The organism is Pseudooceanicola nanhaiensis (assembly GCF_020171315.1).
Classification (GTDB): Bacteria; Pseudomonadota; Alphaproteobacteria; order Rhodobacterales; family Rhodobacteraceae; genus Pseudooceanicola; species Pseudooceanicola nanhaiensis_A.
This window is the reverse complement of record NZ_JAIUZP010000005.1, coordinates 231,756-245,621: the sequence shown is the minus strand read 5'-3', so window position 1 is coordinate 245,621 and position 13,866 is coordinate 231,756. Positions and strand designations below refer to the sequence as shown.

Here is a 13,866-nt window from a genome sequence, read left to right as displayed (position 1 = left end):
AATGATCAACGAGGTGTCACATGCCCGCGATTACCAACCACATGCCGACCGCGGAGCTGCAGGCGCTGGACGCAGCGCACCACATGCATCCCTTCTCGACCCAGACGCAGGTCGCCGAAAAAGGCGCCCGCATCATCACCAGCGCCGACGGCTGCTGGCTGACGGACAGCGAAGGCGAACGCATTCTCGACGGTATGGCGGGGCTCTGGTGCGTGAACGTCGGCTATGGCCGCGACGAACTGGCAGAGGCCGCCGCCCGCCAGATGAAGGAACTGCCGTACTACAACACGTTCTTCATGACGTCCCACGTCCCGGCCATCGCGCTGGCCGCCAAGCTGGCCGAGATCGCGCCGGGCGATCTGAACCACGTCTTCTATGCCGGCTCCGGCTCCGAGGCGAACGATACCAACCTGCGGATGGTGCGCACCTACTGGGCCGAGAAGGGCCAGCCCGAGCGCAACATCATCCTCGCCCGCACCAACGGCTACCACGGCTCCTCCGTGGGCTCCGGGTCGCTTGGCGGGATGGCGGGCATCCACAGCCAGGGCGGCCTGCCGATCCCCGACATCCACCACATTCCCCAGCCCGACTGGTGGTCCGAAGGCGGCGACATGTCCCCCGAGGACTTCGGCCTTGCCCGCGCGCAGGAGCTGGAAAAGGCGATCCTGCACTACGGCCCCGAACGCGTCGGCGCCTTCATCGCAGAGCCGGTGCAGGGCGCGGGCGGCGTCATCATCGCCCCCGAGACCTACTGGCCCGAGATCCAGCGCATCGTCGACAAATACGGCATCCTGCTGATCGCGGACGAGGTGATCTGCGGCTTCGGGCGGACCGGCAAATGGTTCGGCTGCCAGACGCTGAACATCAAGCCGCACATCATGACCATCGCCAAGGGCCTCTCCTCCGGCTACCAGCCGATCGGCGCATCGATCGTCTGCGACGAGGTGAACGCGGTGATCTCGGCCTGCGAGTTCAACCACGGCTACACCTATTCCGGCCACCCGGTCGCCTGTGCCGTGGCGCTGGAGAACATCCGCCTGCTGGAAGAGGAAGGTATCGTCGACACCGTCGGCGCCGAGACCGCGCCCTACCTCAAGGAAAAATGGGAAAGCCTGCTCGATCACCCGATGGTGGGCGAGGCCAAGATCGTCGGCATGATGGGCTCCATCGCGCTGACGCCCAACAAGGACACCCGCGCCAAGTTCGACGCCGAGGCGGGCACCGTGGGCTACATGTGCCGCGAGCGCTGCTTTGCCAACAACCTCGTGATGCGCCACGTGGGCGACCGGATGATCATTTCCCCGCCGCTGGTGATCAGCAAGGAGGAGATCGACATCCTGATCGAACGCGCCCGCAAGTCGCTGGACGAATGCATGGCGCAGGCGCAGGAAAAGGGCCTGTTCCCGGCCTGATCCGACACGGCTGACAGAAAGACGCCGCGCGGCCCCCGGCTGCGCGGCTTTTTCGTACGCGAAGGTCAGGCGGTTTTCAGAAGGGCCTTAGCCCCGCGACGATCCAAGGCGCATGCGCCGGAAGACCAGCATCAGGGCCAGCGTCGTCACCACCAGCCCGCAGAGATCACCGAGGGCATAGACCAGCAGCACCCCCGCGAACTGGCCGGAGAGGAGCGAACCGGAGAAGACGACCGCCTGCCCGATGGAGTTGAGAACCGAGGCCAGCCCCCCCACCACCAGCAGCCATGTCCAGTGCACGCGGTAGGACTGCCCGGCATAGAGGTTCCGCCCCGCGAGACGCAGCACCTCGAAGGCCACGATGGACGAGGCCGCCCCGACGGCAATGGACAGCAGGATATGCGGCTCCCAGGCGGTGCTGAATTCGGCCGGGGTAAAGAGCAGCTCGGACAGGAAGGCGCCCATGGCAAGGGGGATGAAGGCGATCCGCCCCAGCAGCCACGTCGACAGCACCCGCACCCCGTGAGGCAGGTAGATCAGACTTGCGAAGGAGGTGATCTCCGGCAGCAGTCGCATCTGCACCGGGGTGATCAGGAAGGCCGTCAGACCATGCGCCAGGATATAGGCGACACCAACGACGGCAAAGCTCTGAAGCCATTTCATGCAGAATGTCCGTGACGGATAGCAGGGAGCGCTTCAGCCCCACGGGGGCCGGGGCGCGATGCGGACCTCAGGCCCCGGGCAGGTCACGCCCGACGAGATCGCTGCGCACGACATAGGCACGGGCCTTGGTCTGCGCCGCACGTTCCAGCAGGCCCAGACGCAGCAACGTCCGGATCGCCCGGTAGAGCGTCGCCTGTGCCACCGGCTGTACCAGCGTATGGCCGCGAATCTGTTCGGTGCTGATGACGTCTCCGGGGTGCTCGCACAGGCTATGGGCCGCCAGCAGAACATCCCGTTCCGTACGGCTCAGGTCGTCGAGGCCGACGTCCCGCTCCAACTCGCGGAGCATTTCCCGCAGCTGGAATATGGAGTTGAGCTTATCCATCTTTCATAGTCTCCGGCACTTGGCCCCTCCGGTCAACTCGGACGTTGCCGTACGGCGATGGAAACTCCCGGACAAATTGTCATTATGATAATGATCTTTGCCCCCATAGGTTTCCGTGCTACCGTTCGAACGGCTTCGTTCCGTGAGTGGTGTCGTCGCCTGTATTTTATCAGCATCGCGCCTTGGCGACCAATGTCGCCGAGGCAATTTTGCGTTCTAATGGACGCAAGGTGGCTGACGCCAGAGAATTATCCTGTTTTTGCAATTCCTGTCCGGGGCTGGCTTTCCCGCCACAATCAAGTATCCCGGCAATCCCGCCCGCACCTGTCCCGCGCCCGCCGCCGAAACCCCGGCGCAGGCCTGCACCCTACAGCAGCGGACGGGTCGGCAGCGCGCCATCCACCTCCAGCCGTCCGATCTCGCACAGGCCGGGATAGTCGAGGATCGTCAGCTTGCCACGCTGCCAGTCGGCCATACCCGCATCGCGCAGCTTTTTCAGGGTCTTGTTGGTGTGCACCAGCGACAGGCCAAGCGCATCCGCAAGGTCCTGCTGCTTGTAGGGCAGCGCCATTTCGAACCGCGACGCAAGGCCGAGGGACTCGCCCCGGTCATAGAGCCGGATGAAGGCCCGCGCGACACGTTCGATCCCGTTGAGGTGACCGATCGCGGCCAGCGTTTCGCCCAGAAGATGTTCCTCGACCGCCGCGCTCCATGTCAGATCATAAGCGCGCCCGGGGTGATCGGCGAAGAGCGACCAGAGCGCGTTGCGATTGAACACGCAGAGCTTCATCGAGGTGGTCGCCTCGACCGAATGCTGCATTTCGTTCATCACCCCGGCCTGAAGCCCGATGAAATCGCCGGGCATCACGAAGTTGATCACCTGCCGCTCGCCGCTCTCAAGCGTCTTGTAACGCAGGCCCAGACCCTCCAGCGCCGTATAGAGATGCGGCGCGTTCGCCCCCTCCATCATCAGCACCGCACCGGCCTCGACCTCCAGTTCGCCGGTCTTGAAGCGCTGCATGAAGCGCACCTCGGACTCGGTCAGCGGATCGAAGATCTTGCGGTTGCGCAGCGGGCATTGGACACAGGCGATGGCCACGGGATTGTTCCTCCGTAGGTATGTCACAGTTTAATGCGCCGCGGCCCGTTTCGTTCCACTTGTAGCGGGCAAAGCGGAGGCGAAGATGACCAACCGAGTCGAAGCGGACGGGAAACCGGTCCGTGCCACGCCTGTTTTCCTTGTGCTGGAGACGGACGCCCTGATCGCCACGGACATCGCGGACGCGCTGTCAGCCCAGGGGCCCTGCAGGGTTGTGATGGTGAAGAAACCGGCTGAGATCCCGGTCGTGCTGGACGGGATCGCGCATGTGACCGCGGCGCTGCTGGAAATGCGCTATGGCGAGTTTCTGGACAGCGGCCTGCCGGAACTGCTGGGCGAACGCGGGGCGCGGATCGTCCTGACGGCGGGAGAGCTGGACCGCGACAAGATCGCGGACAAGGGCTGGTTCCTGCTGATCCGGCCCTTCACCGACATCATGATCCGGCGGATGCTGCCGCCCGCGGTCCCGCCCTTCTGAGACGCCCGCCGCGCCGGGTGGCGCGGCATGGCAGGATCACCGCGCCAGCCGCGTTCCCAACCGGCGCAGCATCGCAAGACACATCTCCAGCTGGTCACCGGTGACATATTCATCGGGCTTGTGCGCCTGCTCGATGGAGCCGGGGCCACAGACCACGGCGCTCATCCCGATCTGCTGGAACAGGCCCGCCTCGGTTCCGAAGGAGACGAGGTCCGTCCCGTTCGCCCCGGTCAGCTCCGCCACCAGATCGCGGGCGGCGTTCTCCTCCATCGGCTCCAGCCCGGCCACCTCTCCCAGAACTGTCGTCTCGATCCCCGCCGCGGGCCAGACCCGGCGCATGGCCGGCAGCAGCACGTCCTGCGTGTAGCTCTCGATCGCCTCCTTGACGAAGACACGGTCCTCGTCCCGCACCGGGCGCATTTCCCAGTCGACCTCGGCATGGCCGGGGATGACATTGGGCACGTGGCCCCCGGTCAGCCGCCCGATGTTCACCGTGGTCCACGGCGGATCGAAGCGCGAGGTCGCGGGCGCACGGGTCTGCAACTCCGCCCTCAGGTCCAGCAGGCGGGTGATGTAGCGGGTGGCGAACTCCACCGCGTTGACACCCTTGTCGGGCTCCGAGCCATGGCCCTCCCGCCCGGTGAAGGTGACCTGATACTCACAGCAGCCCTTGTGCCCCTCGATGATCCGCATCGAGGTCGGCTCCCCGATGACGGCGAGGGCCGGCGTATCGGACCGCGCCGCGAGAATCGGCGCCAGTGCCTGCGCGCCGAGACAGCCGATCTCCTCGTCATGGGTGAAGGCGAAATGCACCGGCCGCTTCAGGTCCAGCGTGGCGTAATGCTCGGCCATGGCGATGCTGCAGGCGATGAAACCCTTCATGTCGCAGGTGCCACGCCCGTAGAAGCGCCCGCCCTCCTCGCGCAGGGTGAAGGGATCGGAGCTCCACGGCTGATCCTCCACCGGCACCACATCGGAATGACCCGAGAGCATGATGCCCCCCGGCCGGTCCGGGCCGAGGGTGCCGACGAGGTTCGCCTTGGTGCCCCCGGCATCGTGGTAAAGCTCGACCCGCGCGCCCACGGCATGCAGCCGGTTCGCGATCAGCCCCAGCATATGCAGGTTGCTGTCGGAGGAGACGGTGGGACAGGCCACCAGCTCCGCCAGAACGTCGGTCGTGGTCTTGAGGTCAGTCATCGATGACGAAGAGCTTGCGCGGGCGGTCGCAGAAGGGCTGCGCGGGGCCATCTTCGGTGATCAGGATCGGCTCGGTGATCTCGAGACCCCATTCCGGTTTCCAGATCCCCGGCATGAAGTGGAAGCACATGCCCGGCTCCAGCACCGTCTCATCCGCGAGGCGCAGCGAGATCGTCCGCTCGCCCCAGTCCGGCGGATAGCTGAGGCCGATGGAATAGCCGCAGCGCGCACCGCGCACGATGCCCGCCCGCTCCAGCGGCAGGGCCAGCGCGGCGGCGATGTCGCGCGCCTGATTGCCCGCACGGGCGGCATCCAGCCCGGCCTCCAGCCCCTCGACCAGCGCGGCCTCGGCCCGCAGCAGGTCATCGGGCGGCGTGCCGAGGAAGATCGTCCGGCAGAAGGGCGTGTGATAGCGGCGGTACACCCCCGCCAGCTCGAAGAAAGTCGCCTCTCCCTCCTTCAGGGTATTGCCGTCCCACGTCAGGTGCGGGGCCGAGGCGTCGGCCCCCGAGGGCGCCATGGGCACGATGGCCGGGTAATCACCCCAGTCGTCGCCCACGCCCATCAGCGCGTCGTGATAGATCGAGGCCACCAACTCGTTCTTGCGCAGGCCCGGGCGGGCCCGGGAAATGGCACCATCCACCATCTTCTCGGCAATCCGGGCCGCCTTGCGCATGAAGGTGATTTCCTCGTCGCTCTTGATCGCGCGCTGCCAGTTCACCAGCGCGGTGGCATCCCAGATCGTCGCCGCGGGCATCGAGGAGACCAGCGTCGTGTAGGCCTTCGCGGAGAAGTAGTAGTTCTCCATCTCCACGCCGACGCGGGCCTGTCCGAAGCCCATTTCCGTCAGCAGGAAGGCGAGGTTCTGCATCGGGTGCAGTTCGGTCGACTGGACGTATTGGTCACCGTAGGGGCGGATGCTGTCCTCGCCGATCCACGCAGTGCGGCGGGCGCCGTTGGCATCCATGTTGCGGCCCCACCAGACCGGGTCCTGATCATGGGTGACGATCACGCCCTGATGGACGTAGAACGACCAGCCGTCATAGCCGGTGAGCCAGGCCATGTTGGACGGATCCTCGACGAAAAGCACGTCGAGATTGGCCTCTTCCATGGCTTTGCGCGTCTTGGCGAGTCGGCGCCGGTACTCTGCGGCGCTGAACGGCACGGCATCTGTTTGCATGTCTGCTCCCTGATTTTCGGTCCGGGCGGCATGGCCGCCGGAGTCTCCTGTCCGCTTCATGTCGCACTGCAGCGAAGGACTGTCGCTTTCCGCTAGGACAGCCCCCGGAATTCGGAGAATCCTTGTTAGACTTTGGGTAATTTCAGACCATTTGGTCAATTGGCCCCCGGGAAACCAAGCAGTTTTGCCAGTTTTTTGGGCTAATTGGTTGCATGCAGCCAAATGGGACGTTTTACTCGGGGACAGTACAGAAGCGGGTCAACCCGCGCGACATCAACGGGGAGTTAGCCTTTGGCTGAAACGCAAAGCAGCGATGCTTTCGTGGCGTTTGAACGCGTCCAGAAAAGCTACGATGGTGAGACACTGGTCGTCAAAGACCTGAACCTGTCCCTTCCGAAGGGCGAATTTCTCACCATGCTGGGGCCGTCAGGCTCGGGCAAAACCACCTGCCTCATGATGCTGGCGGGTTTCGAGACGGCCACCCATGGCGAGATCACCCTCGACGGCCGGCCGATCAACAACATCCCGCCCCACAAGCGCGGCATCGGGATGGTCTTCCAGAACTACGCGCTTTTCCCGCACATGACCGTCGCCGAGAACCTGTCCTTCCCGCTGGAAGTGCGGAAGATGGGCAAGTCCGAGCGCGAGGAAAAAGTGAAACGCGCCCTCGACATGGTGCAGATGGGTGCCTTTGGCGGCCGTCGCCCGGCACAGCTTTCGGGCGGTCAGCAGCAGCGGATCGCCCTCGCCCGCGCCCTCGTCTTCGAACCGGAACTGGTGCTGATGGACGAACCGCTGGGCGCGCTCGACAAGCAACTGCGCGAACACATGCAGTTCGAGATCAAGCGCATCTCCGACAGCCTCGGCATCACCGTGGTCTACGTGACCCACGACCAGACCGAGGCGCTGACCATGTCGGACCGCGTCGCCGTCTTCAACGATGGCCGCATTCAGCAGCTGGCGCCGCCGGATGTGCTTTACGAAAGCCCCGAGAACAGCTTCGTCGCGCAGTTCATCGGCGAGAACAACACGCTGGAAGGCGTGGTGCAGGATATCCGCGGTGACGTCGCCACAGTCCGCCTCGATGGCGGCGAAGTCATCGACTGCAAGCCGGTCAACGTGACCGAGCCGGGCCAGCGGACCCGCGTGTCGATTCGCCCCGAGCGCGTCGAGACCAACAAGGAACGCCTCTCGCCCGATGCGCACCTGCTGAAGGCTGAAGTGCTGGAGTTCATCTACATGGGTGACATCTTCCGCACCCGGCTCAAGGTGGCCGGCAACGAGGATTTCGTCATCAAGACCCGGAACGCCCCCGATCAGCAGCGTCTGACCCCCGGTCAGATGATCGAGATCGGCTGGCTGGCCGAGGATTGCCGCGCACTGGACGCCTGAGACCGCCCCCCCGCGGTCCCGCATCCCGTGCCATTCGACAGGAGCGCCATGGCCTTCGTGACCACCAAGCCCCGTCCCGCCCCCACCGGTGCCCAGCGCACCGGGGCGGTTCGGCGCGTGGTCTGAGGCCCGGCGCCACACGCGAGTTTCCCCGTGCGCCCCACCGCGCAAGGGAAAGAGAAGCCCCCGCCGTCTCACCCGTGACGCGGGGCTCACAAAACCCAAACGGGTCAAATGGGAGCCTAGTATGAAACTGACCAAAACCCTTCTGGCGAGCACCGCACTTGCGCTGACCGCCGGCGGTCTGTCCGCTCAGGACATGGCCGACAGCATGACCATCGTGTCCTGGGGCGGCGCCTACCAGAACTCGCAGCTGAAAGCCTATGTTGAGCCCTACCTGGCCAACAACGCGGGCGTTTCGGCCACTTGGGACGAATCCTCGGCAGAGGCCGTCGCCAAGCTGCGCGCCATGAACGAAGCCGGCAACATCACCTGGGACCTGGTCGACGTGGAAGCCGCCGACGCCATCCGCCTGTGCGATGAAGGCCTGGCGATGGAAATCGACGTGGATGAAATGCTGGCCAAGGGCGACGACGGCTCCTCGGCGGAAGACGACTTCGGCGATTCGCTGGTGTCCGACTGCTTCATCCCCCAGATCGTCTTCTCGACCACCGTGGGCTACCGCACCGACATGGTGCCCGCAGGGACCGAGCCGCCGTCCGACATCTGCGCGCTGTTCGACCTGGAAACCTATCCGGGCCGCCGCTCGCTGAACAAGCGTCCGCTGGCGAACGTCGAATGGGCTCTGCTCTGCGACGGCGTGCCGAAGGACGAGATCTACGACGTGCTCGCCACCCCCGAGGGGCAGGAACGCGCGCTGGCCAAGCTCGACACCATCAAGGACCAGACCATCTGGTGGACCGCCGGTGCCGACACGCCCCAGCTGCTGGCCGACGGCGAAGTCTTCATGGGTTCGACCTACAACGGTCGCCTCTTCTCGGCCATCGCCGAGCAGGACCAGCCCATCGGCATGCTCTGGGACGCCGAGATGCTGGACTTTGACGGCTGGATCATCCCCGAGGGCCTGCCCGAGGATCGCCTTGCCCGCGTCAAGGACTTCCTGATGTTCGCCACCGACACCCAGCGTCTGGCAGATCAGGCGGCCTACATCTCCTACGGTCCGGCGCGCGCCTCCTCGGCTCCGCTGGTCGGCAAGCACGCCGAACTGGGCATCGACATGGCTCCGCACATGCCGACCGACCCGGCCAACGCCACGAACGTCTTCGTGACCAACTACTCGTTCTGGGCTGACTACCGCGACGACATCGACGCCAAGTTCCAGGCCTGGCTGGCGCGCTAAGCGCCCTGAAACGTCCGGAAGGGGCCCGCGCGGCCCCTTCCACCCATGAAAGCCCCGTCAGAGGGCATCAAACAGGGGAAAGACATGCCCAAGGGCTACATCATCGGCCATATCACCGTGCGCGACCCGGAGGCGTACAAGGAATACGTCGAGCGGGACACGCCGATCCTGCAGGGCTATGGCGGGCGCTTCATCGTCCGCGGCGGCGCCAGCGAAGCCCCCGAAGGCCCGGTCAAGGACCGTCACGTCGTGATCGAGTTCCCGACCTTCGAGGACGCAAAGCGCGCCTTTTATTCCCCTGAATACCAAGAGGTTGCCGAAATTCGTCGGCGTACCTCGGACAGTGACATCATGCTCGTGGAGGGTGTTTGAATGGTTGAGGCAACCCAGAGCGGCCCAATGCTGGCCGCTGACGGCAAACCGCTCAAGCGCAGCCTGAACCGCGCCCTGCGCCGGCAGAAGCTGCGCGCGCTGATGCTGATCGCGCCGCTGTTGATCTTCGTGCTGATCACCTTCATCGCGCCCATCGCCGACATGCTGTTCCGCTCGGTCGAGAACGACATCGTCGCCGACACGCTGCCCGACACGGTCGAGGTGCTGGCGGACTGGGATCACGAGGCCTCCGACATGCCCCCCGACGCCCTCTGGGAGGCGTTCTATGTCGATATGTTCTTTGCTGAGGCCGAGAAGCTGCACACCCGCCTCGGCAGCCGCCTGAACTACGAGATGACCGGCGTTTCGTCGCTGTTCCGCAAAACGGGCCGCGCGGTGGGCCGCTTCGACACTGACAGCTACACGGATCAGTTCACCGCGCTGGATGCCAGCTGGGAAGACCCCGCCACCTGGGTCACGATGATGGAAGATGACGCGGTTCTCGAGGCCCTGCCTCACACCGCCGATGCCTGGGACCGCTGGACCGCCTATCTGGACCGCGAGGGCGACGATCCCGCCAAGGAAGATATCGAGGATGTCTTCTTCACCACGCTTTATACCGATCTTGCGGCCCAGCCGCCGGTGTCGGGCCTGCCCGAGCGCCTGCAACAGGCCGCCGCCGCCGTCCCGAGCTTCGAAACCGTCGATCTCAAGGCGCAGTTCATCGACGCCGACAAGGACTGGGGCAACGCCGATGTCTGGCGCATGATCCAGACCTATTCGCCGCGCTACACCTCTGGGTACTTCCTGAACGCCGTCGACATGCAGCTGACCCCGGACGGGGTCGAGCAGCGCCCCGAAAACCAGCAGATCTATGGCATCCTGTTCAAGCGCACGATCTTCATGTCGGTGACCATCACGCTCAGCTGCATCATGCTGGGCTACCCGGTCGCCTGGATCCTTGCCAACCTGCCGATGCGCACGGCGAACCTGCTGATGATCCTCGTGCTGCTGCCGTTCTGGACCTCTCTCCTCGTGCGGACCTCGGCCTGGAAGGTGCTGCTGCAACAGCAGGGCGTGATCAACGACATCCTCGTCTGGCTGCACCTGGTCGATGACGGCAACCGATTGATCATGATGAACAACCAGTTCGGCACGATCGTCGCCATGACCCACATCCTGCTGCCCTTCATGATCCTGCCGCTCTACTCGGTGATGCAGACCATCCCGCCCACCTACCTGCGGGCCGCGAAATCGCTGGGGGCCACCAACTGGACGGCCTTCTGGCGGGTCTACTTCCCGCAGTCGGTGCCGGGCATCGGCGCAGGCTCGATCCTCGTCTTCATCCTCGCCATCGGCTACTACATCACGCCGGAAATCGTCGGCGGGACGACGGGCACATTCATCTCGAACCGGATCGCCTACCACATCTCCAGCTCGCTGAACTGGGGTCTGGCTGCGGCGCTCGGGACCATCCTGCTGGCGGTCGTTCTGCTCCTGTACTGGGTCTACGACCGGATCGTCGGCATCGACAACGTGAAGCTGGGGTAATCAGATATGAGTTCACTTCCTCCCTATGCCACGACGGGCCAGACCATCTGGTTCTATGCCTTCCGGGTGATCTGCGGGCTGATCTTCTTCTTCCTGATCGCGCCGATCATCGTGATCATCCCGCTCAGCTTCAACGCCGAGGACTTCTTCACCTTCACGCCCGAGATGCTGCGGCTGGATCCTGACGGCTATTCGCTGAAACACTATCAGGACTTCTTCAACAATTCCGACTGGCAGGCCGCCATGTGGAACTCGCTGAAGATCGCGCCTGTGGCGACGCTGCTCTCGGTCGGCTTCGGCACGCTGGCGGCCATCGGCCTCAGCCAGCCGCATGTGCCCTTCCGCCGGGCGATCATGGCGATCCTGATCTCGCCCATGATCGTGCCGCTGATCATCTCGGCCGCGGGGATGTACTTCTTCTACTCGCGCATCGGGCTTCAGGGCACCTACTTCGGCGTGGTGCTGGCCCATGCCGCGCTCGGCATCCCCTTCGTCATCATCACGGTGACGGCGACGCTGGTCGGTTTCGACAATTCGCTGACCCGGGCTGCGGCCAACATGGGGGCGGATCCGGTCACCACCTTCTTCCGCGTCCAGATGCCGCTGATCCTGCCCGGGGTGATCTCGGGCGCGCTCTTCGCCTTCATCACCTCCTTCGACGAGGTGGTCGTGGTGCTCTTCGTGGGCTCCGCAGGCCAGAAAACACTGCCCTGGCAGATGTTCATCGGCCTGCGCGAGCAGATCTCGCCCACGATCCTCGCGGTGGCGACGCTGCTGGTGGCGATCTCGATCTGCCTGCTGGCGACGCTGGAAATCCTGCGGCGGCGTTCTGAACGTTTGCGGGGCATGTCCCCGGGCTGATATAGCCCAAGGCGCATGCGCCTGATCAGACTTCTCAAGCGACTCTGGTATCCGGCCGAATTCCTGTTCGGCCGGATCGGTCTTTCTCGGGGTACCCCACCAGAGGGGCCACCCGTCATCGACCCCTATCTGGGGTACGCCACGCCGGATGAGCTGATCCTGCGGGGCCGCGTCCTGTCGGCCCTGCGCCGCTTCGCGCCCGAGCCGGAGCAGAGCCGCTGGGTCAACTTCCTGCAGATGCTGGCACTTTTCCTCACCGACGAGGTCGCCCACGTGGTCGTCAAGGCCGACGGCGAGCGGACGGTGACGGACAGCGAGGGCTATTTCACCCTGCGCCTGCCCCGCAACGGGAACGAGACCGGCTGGCACGGCGTCACGGCGCAGGTCTCGGGCCAGCCCGCCAGCGCCGCCACGGTCGAGGCCCTCGTGCCGCCGCCGGGGCCGGGCATCGCGGTGATCTCCGACATCGACGACACGGTGATGGAGACCGGGGCCTATTCACTGGTCCGCAACCTCTGGACCTCGCTGACCGGCAACGCCCTGACGCGCCACGTCTTCCCCGATGCGGTGGAGCTGCTGACCCGGCTGGCAGAGGGCGGCGGGCCAGTGTTCTACGTCAGCTCCTCGCCCTGGAACCTGCACCATTTCCTGACCCGCGTGCTGGAGCGCCACGGCGCGCCGCGCGGGCCGCTCTTCCTGCGGGATTTCGGCCTGACCTCGCGCCGGTTCCTCAACCGCAAGCGGGGCGATCACAAGTCGCTGGCCATCGACGCGATCCTTGCGGCCCATCCCGACCGGCGCTTCGTCCTCGTGGGCGACACCGGGCAGCATGATCCCCATGTCTACCTCGAGGCGGCACAGCGCCATCCCGGGCGGATCGCGGGCGTCATCCTGCGCGAACCGGGGCGCGGGCCCGACCGGCGCGACCGGCGCGACATGGCAGCGCTGCGCGAGATGGGCCTGCGGGTGGAGAGCGGGCGGGATTACCGCGAGATCCTCGGCGGCGCAGATTGGATCTGAGAGGGGTTGGGGGCTGTCTGCCCCCCCTTGGCCCTGCGGGCCAATTCCCCCCGAGAGTATTGCTGGAAAGATGAAGGGAGCAGGTCATGGCACTGAACGGCAAGATCGGGATCATCGGCGGAACGGGGATGCTGGGCGCGGCGATCGCGACCGGGCTGCTGGAGAGCGGGGCGCTGCGGGAGGATCAGCTCTGGCTCGCCAACCGCTCCGGCAGCCGGGTGGGCTGGGAGGACCGGCGCGGCGTGACCGTGACGGCGAATGTGGCCGCGCTGGTGGCGGCCTGTGACACCATCGTGCTGTCGCTGCCGCCCGCGCTCTACGCGGGCGTCGAGATCGCGGCAGCGGGCAGGCTGGTGATCTCGGTCATGGCGGGCGTGCCGGTGAAACGGCTGGCGGCGCAATCGGGCGGGGCGCGGATCATCCGTGCCATGAGCAGCCCGGCCGCGGCGGAGCGGATGGCCTATTCGCCCTTCCTGCTCGGCCCCGGCGCCACGCGGGAGGATGCGGCGCAGGTAGCCGCCCTCTTCGGCGCCGTCGGACTGAGCGACGAGGTCGACGACGAGGACCTGATCGACGTCTTCACCGCGATCACCGGGCCGGTGCCGGGCTTCGTTGCACTCTTTGCGGAGAGCATGGCGGCCTATGCGCGGGCCAAGGGTGCCCCTGCCGGGGTGGCCGACCGGGCGGTGCGCCAGCTTTTCCGCGCGGCCTCCGCCATGATGGCAGAGGGGCCCACGCCCGCCGTGCGGGTGCAGGAGATGGTGAATTACGCCGGCACCACCGCCGCCGGGCTGACCCGGATGCAGGAAGGCCCGCTGCTGCGCGAGGTCGCCGCCGGGCTGGAGGCCGCTCGCAAGAAGGCCCGCGAGATGGGCAAGGGCTGAGCCCCCCGGAAA

The 13,866-nt window shown here is 65.6% G+C and carries 13 protein-coding genes and 1 pseudogene; 9 read left to right on the top strand and 5 right to left on the bottom strand.

Features of this window, described 5'->3' with window-relative positions; genetic code table 11:
* Positions 1 to 20: 20 nt before the first annotated feature.
* Positions 21 to 1,412 (top strand): aspartate aminotransferase family protein, encoded by a 1,392-nt coding sequence (locus LCM32_RS08830; protein WP_224820685.1) that lies wholly within the window; start codon positions 21 to 23, stop codon positions 1,410 to 1,412.
* Positions 1,413 to 1,499: 87 nt separating this feature from the next.
* Here the strand turns inward: LCM32_RS08830 and LCM32_RS08825 are convergent, their stop codons facing one another.
* The 3 genes from LCM32_RS08825 to LCM32_RS08815 all read right to left on the bottom strand — a co-directional run bounded on the left by LCM32_RS08825 (position 1,500) and on the right by LCM32_RS08815 (position 3,559).
* Complete coding sequence (locus tag LCM32_RS08825) at positions 1,500 to 2,075, bottom strand: hypothetical protein (RefSeq protein ID WP_224820684.1); 576 nt, start codon at positions 2,073 to 2,075, stop codon at positions 1,500 to 1,502.
* 67 nt (positions 2,076 to 2,142) lie between these two features.
* Positions 2,143 to 2,460, bottom strand: coding sequence for a hypothetical protein (locus LCM32_RS08820; RefSeq protein ID WP_224820683.1), 318 nt, complete (start codon positions 2,458 to 2,460; stop codon positions 2,143 to 2,145).
* A 367-nt stretch (positions 2,461 to 2,827) separates the two neighbouring features.
* Complete coding sequence (locus LCM32_RS08815) at positions 2,828 to 3,559, bottom strand: Crp/Fnr family transcriptional regulator (protein ID WP_412070671.1); 732 nt, start codon at positions 3,557 to 3,559, stop codon at positions 2,828 to 2,830.
* A gap of 85 nt (positions 3,560 to 3,644) precedes the next feature.
* Here LCM32_RS08815 and LCM32_RS08810 point away from each other — a divergent pair, with 85 nt between their 5' ends.
* Positions 3,645 to 4,037 (top strand): hypothetical protein, encoded by a 393-nt coding sequence (locus LCM32_RS08810; protein ID WP_224820682.1) that lies wholly within the window; start codon positions 3,645 to 3,647, stop codon positions 4,035 to 4,037.
* Between the two features lie 36 nt (positions 4,038 to 4,073).
* Here the strand turns inward: LCM32_RS08810 and argE are convergent, their stop codons facing one another.
* Both argE and LCM32_RS08800 read right to left on the bottom strand, forming a co-directional pair.
* Positions 4,074 to 5,234 (bottom strand): acetylornithine deacetylase, encoded by a 1,161-nt coding sequence (argE, locus tag LCM32_RS08805; RefSeq protein ID WP_224820681.1) that lies wholly within the window; start codon positions 5,232 to 5,234, stop codon positions 4,074 to 4,076.
* Positions 5,227 to 6,414, bottom strand: coding sequence for a M24 family metallopeptidase (locus LCM32_RS08800; protein WP_224820680.1), 1,188 nt, complete (start codon positions 6,412 to 6,414; stop codon positions 5,227 to 5,229). The genes argE and LCM32_RS08800 overlap by 8 nt, the downstream gene beginning before the upstream one ends.
* A gap of 291 nt (positions 6,415 to 6,705) precedes the next feature.
* Between LCM32_RS08800 and LCM32_RS08795 the strand changes: the two genes are divergently transcribed.
* The 7 genes and pseudogenes from LCM32_RS08795 to LCM32_RS08765 all read left to right on the top strand — a co-directional run bounded on the left by LCM32_RS08795 (position 6,706) and on the right by LCM32_RS08765 (position 13,854).
* Complete coding sequence (locus LCM32_RS08795) at positions 6,706 to 7,806, top strand: ABC transporter ATP-binding protein (protein ID WP_224820679.1); 1,101 nt, start codon at positions 6,706 to 6,708, stop codon at positions 7,804 to 7,806.
* Positions 7,807 to 8,053: 247 nt separating this feature from the next.
* Positions 8,054 to 9,166, top strand: coding sequence for an extracellular solute-binding protein (locus LCM32_RS08790; RefSeq protein ID WP_224820678.1), 1,113 nt, complete (start codon positions 8,054 to 8,056; stop codon positions 9,164 to 9,166).
* 84 nt (positions 9,167 to 9,250) lie between these two features.
* On the top strand, positions 9,251 to 9,538 hold the full coding sequence (locus LCM32_RS08785) for a DUF1330 domain-containing protein (protein WP_224820677.1): 288 nt from the start codon (positions 9,251 to 9,253) through the stop codon (positions 9,536 to 9,538).
* Positions 9,539 to 11,089 (top strand): ABC transporter permease, encoded by a 1,551-nt coding sequence (locus LCM32_RS08780; protein WP_224820676.1) that lies wholly within the window; start codon positions 9,539 to 9,541, stop codon positions 11,087 to 11,089.
* Between the two features lie 15 nt (positions 11,090 to 11,104).
* Positions 11,105 to 11,950: pseudogene (locus LCM32_RS08775) on the top strand (ABC transporter permease); the annotation flags it as partial.
* A gap of 15 nt (positions 11,951 to 11,965) precedes the next feature.
* Positions 11,966 to 12,970, top strand: coding sequence for a phosphatase domain-containing protein (locus tag LCM32_RS08770; protein WP_224820674.1), 1,005 nt, complete (start codon positions 11,966 to 11,968; stop codon positions 12,968 to 12,970).
* 86 nt (positions 12,971 to 13,056) lie between these two features.
* A complete protein-coding gene (locus tag LCM32_RS08765) occupies positions 13,057 to 13,854 on the top strand; it encodes a pyrroline-5-carboxylate reductase family protein (protein WP_224820673.1) in 798 nt (265 codons plus the stop codon).
* Positions 13,855 to 13,866: the final 12 nt, after the last annotated feature.

Bases quoted from the DNA above. Each gene is read 5' to 3' on its own strand.
- LCM32_RS08830 (WP_224820685.1), top strand. From the start codon at position 21: ATGCCCGCGATTACCAACCACATGCCGACCGCGGAGCTGCAGGCGCTG.
- LCM32_RS08825 (WP_224820684.1), bottom strand. From the start codon at position 2,075: ATGAAATGGCTTCAGAGCTTTGCCGTCGTTGGTGTCGCCTATATCCTG.
- LCM32_RS08820 (WP_224820683.1), bottom strand. From the start codon at position 2,460: ATGGATAAGCTCAACTCCATATTCCAGCTGCGGGAAATGCTCCGCGAG.
- LCM32_RS08810 (WP_224820682.1), top strand. From the start codon at position 3,645: ATGACCAACCGAGTCGAAGCGGACGGGAAACCGGTCCGTGCCACGCCT.
- argE (WP_224820681.1), bottom strand. From the start codon at position 5,234: ATGACTGACCTCAAGACCACGACCGACGTTCTGGCGGAGCTGGTGGCC.
- LCM32_RS08800 (WP_224820680.1), bottom strand. From the start codon at position 6,414: ATGCAAACAGATGCCGTGCCGTTCAGCGCCGCAGAGTACCGGCGCCGA.
- LCM32_RS08790 (WP_224820678.1), top strand. From the start codon at position 8,054: ATGAAACTGACCAAAACCCTTCTGGCGAGCACCGCACTTGCGCTGACC.
- LCM32_RS08785 (WP_224820677.1), top strand. From the start codon at position 9,251: ATGCCCAAGGGCTACATCATCGGCCATATCACCGTGCGCGACCCGGAG.
- LCM32_RS08780 (WP_224820676.1), top strand. From the start codon at position 9,539: ATGGTTGAGGCAACCCAGAGCGGCCCAATGCTGGCCGCTGACGGCAAA.
- LCM32_RS08770 (WP_224820674.1), top strand. From the start codon at position 11,966: ATGCGCCTGATCAGACTTCTCAAGCGACTCTGGTATCCGGCCGAATTC.
- LCM32_RS08765 (WP_224820673.1), top strand. From the start codon at position 13,057: ATGGCACTGAACGGCAAGATCGGGATCATCGGCGGAACGGGGATGCTG.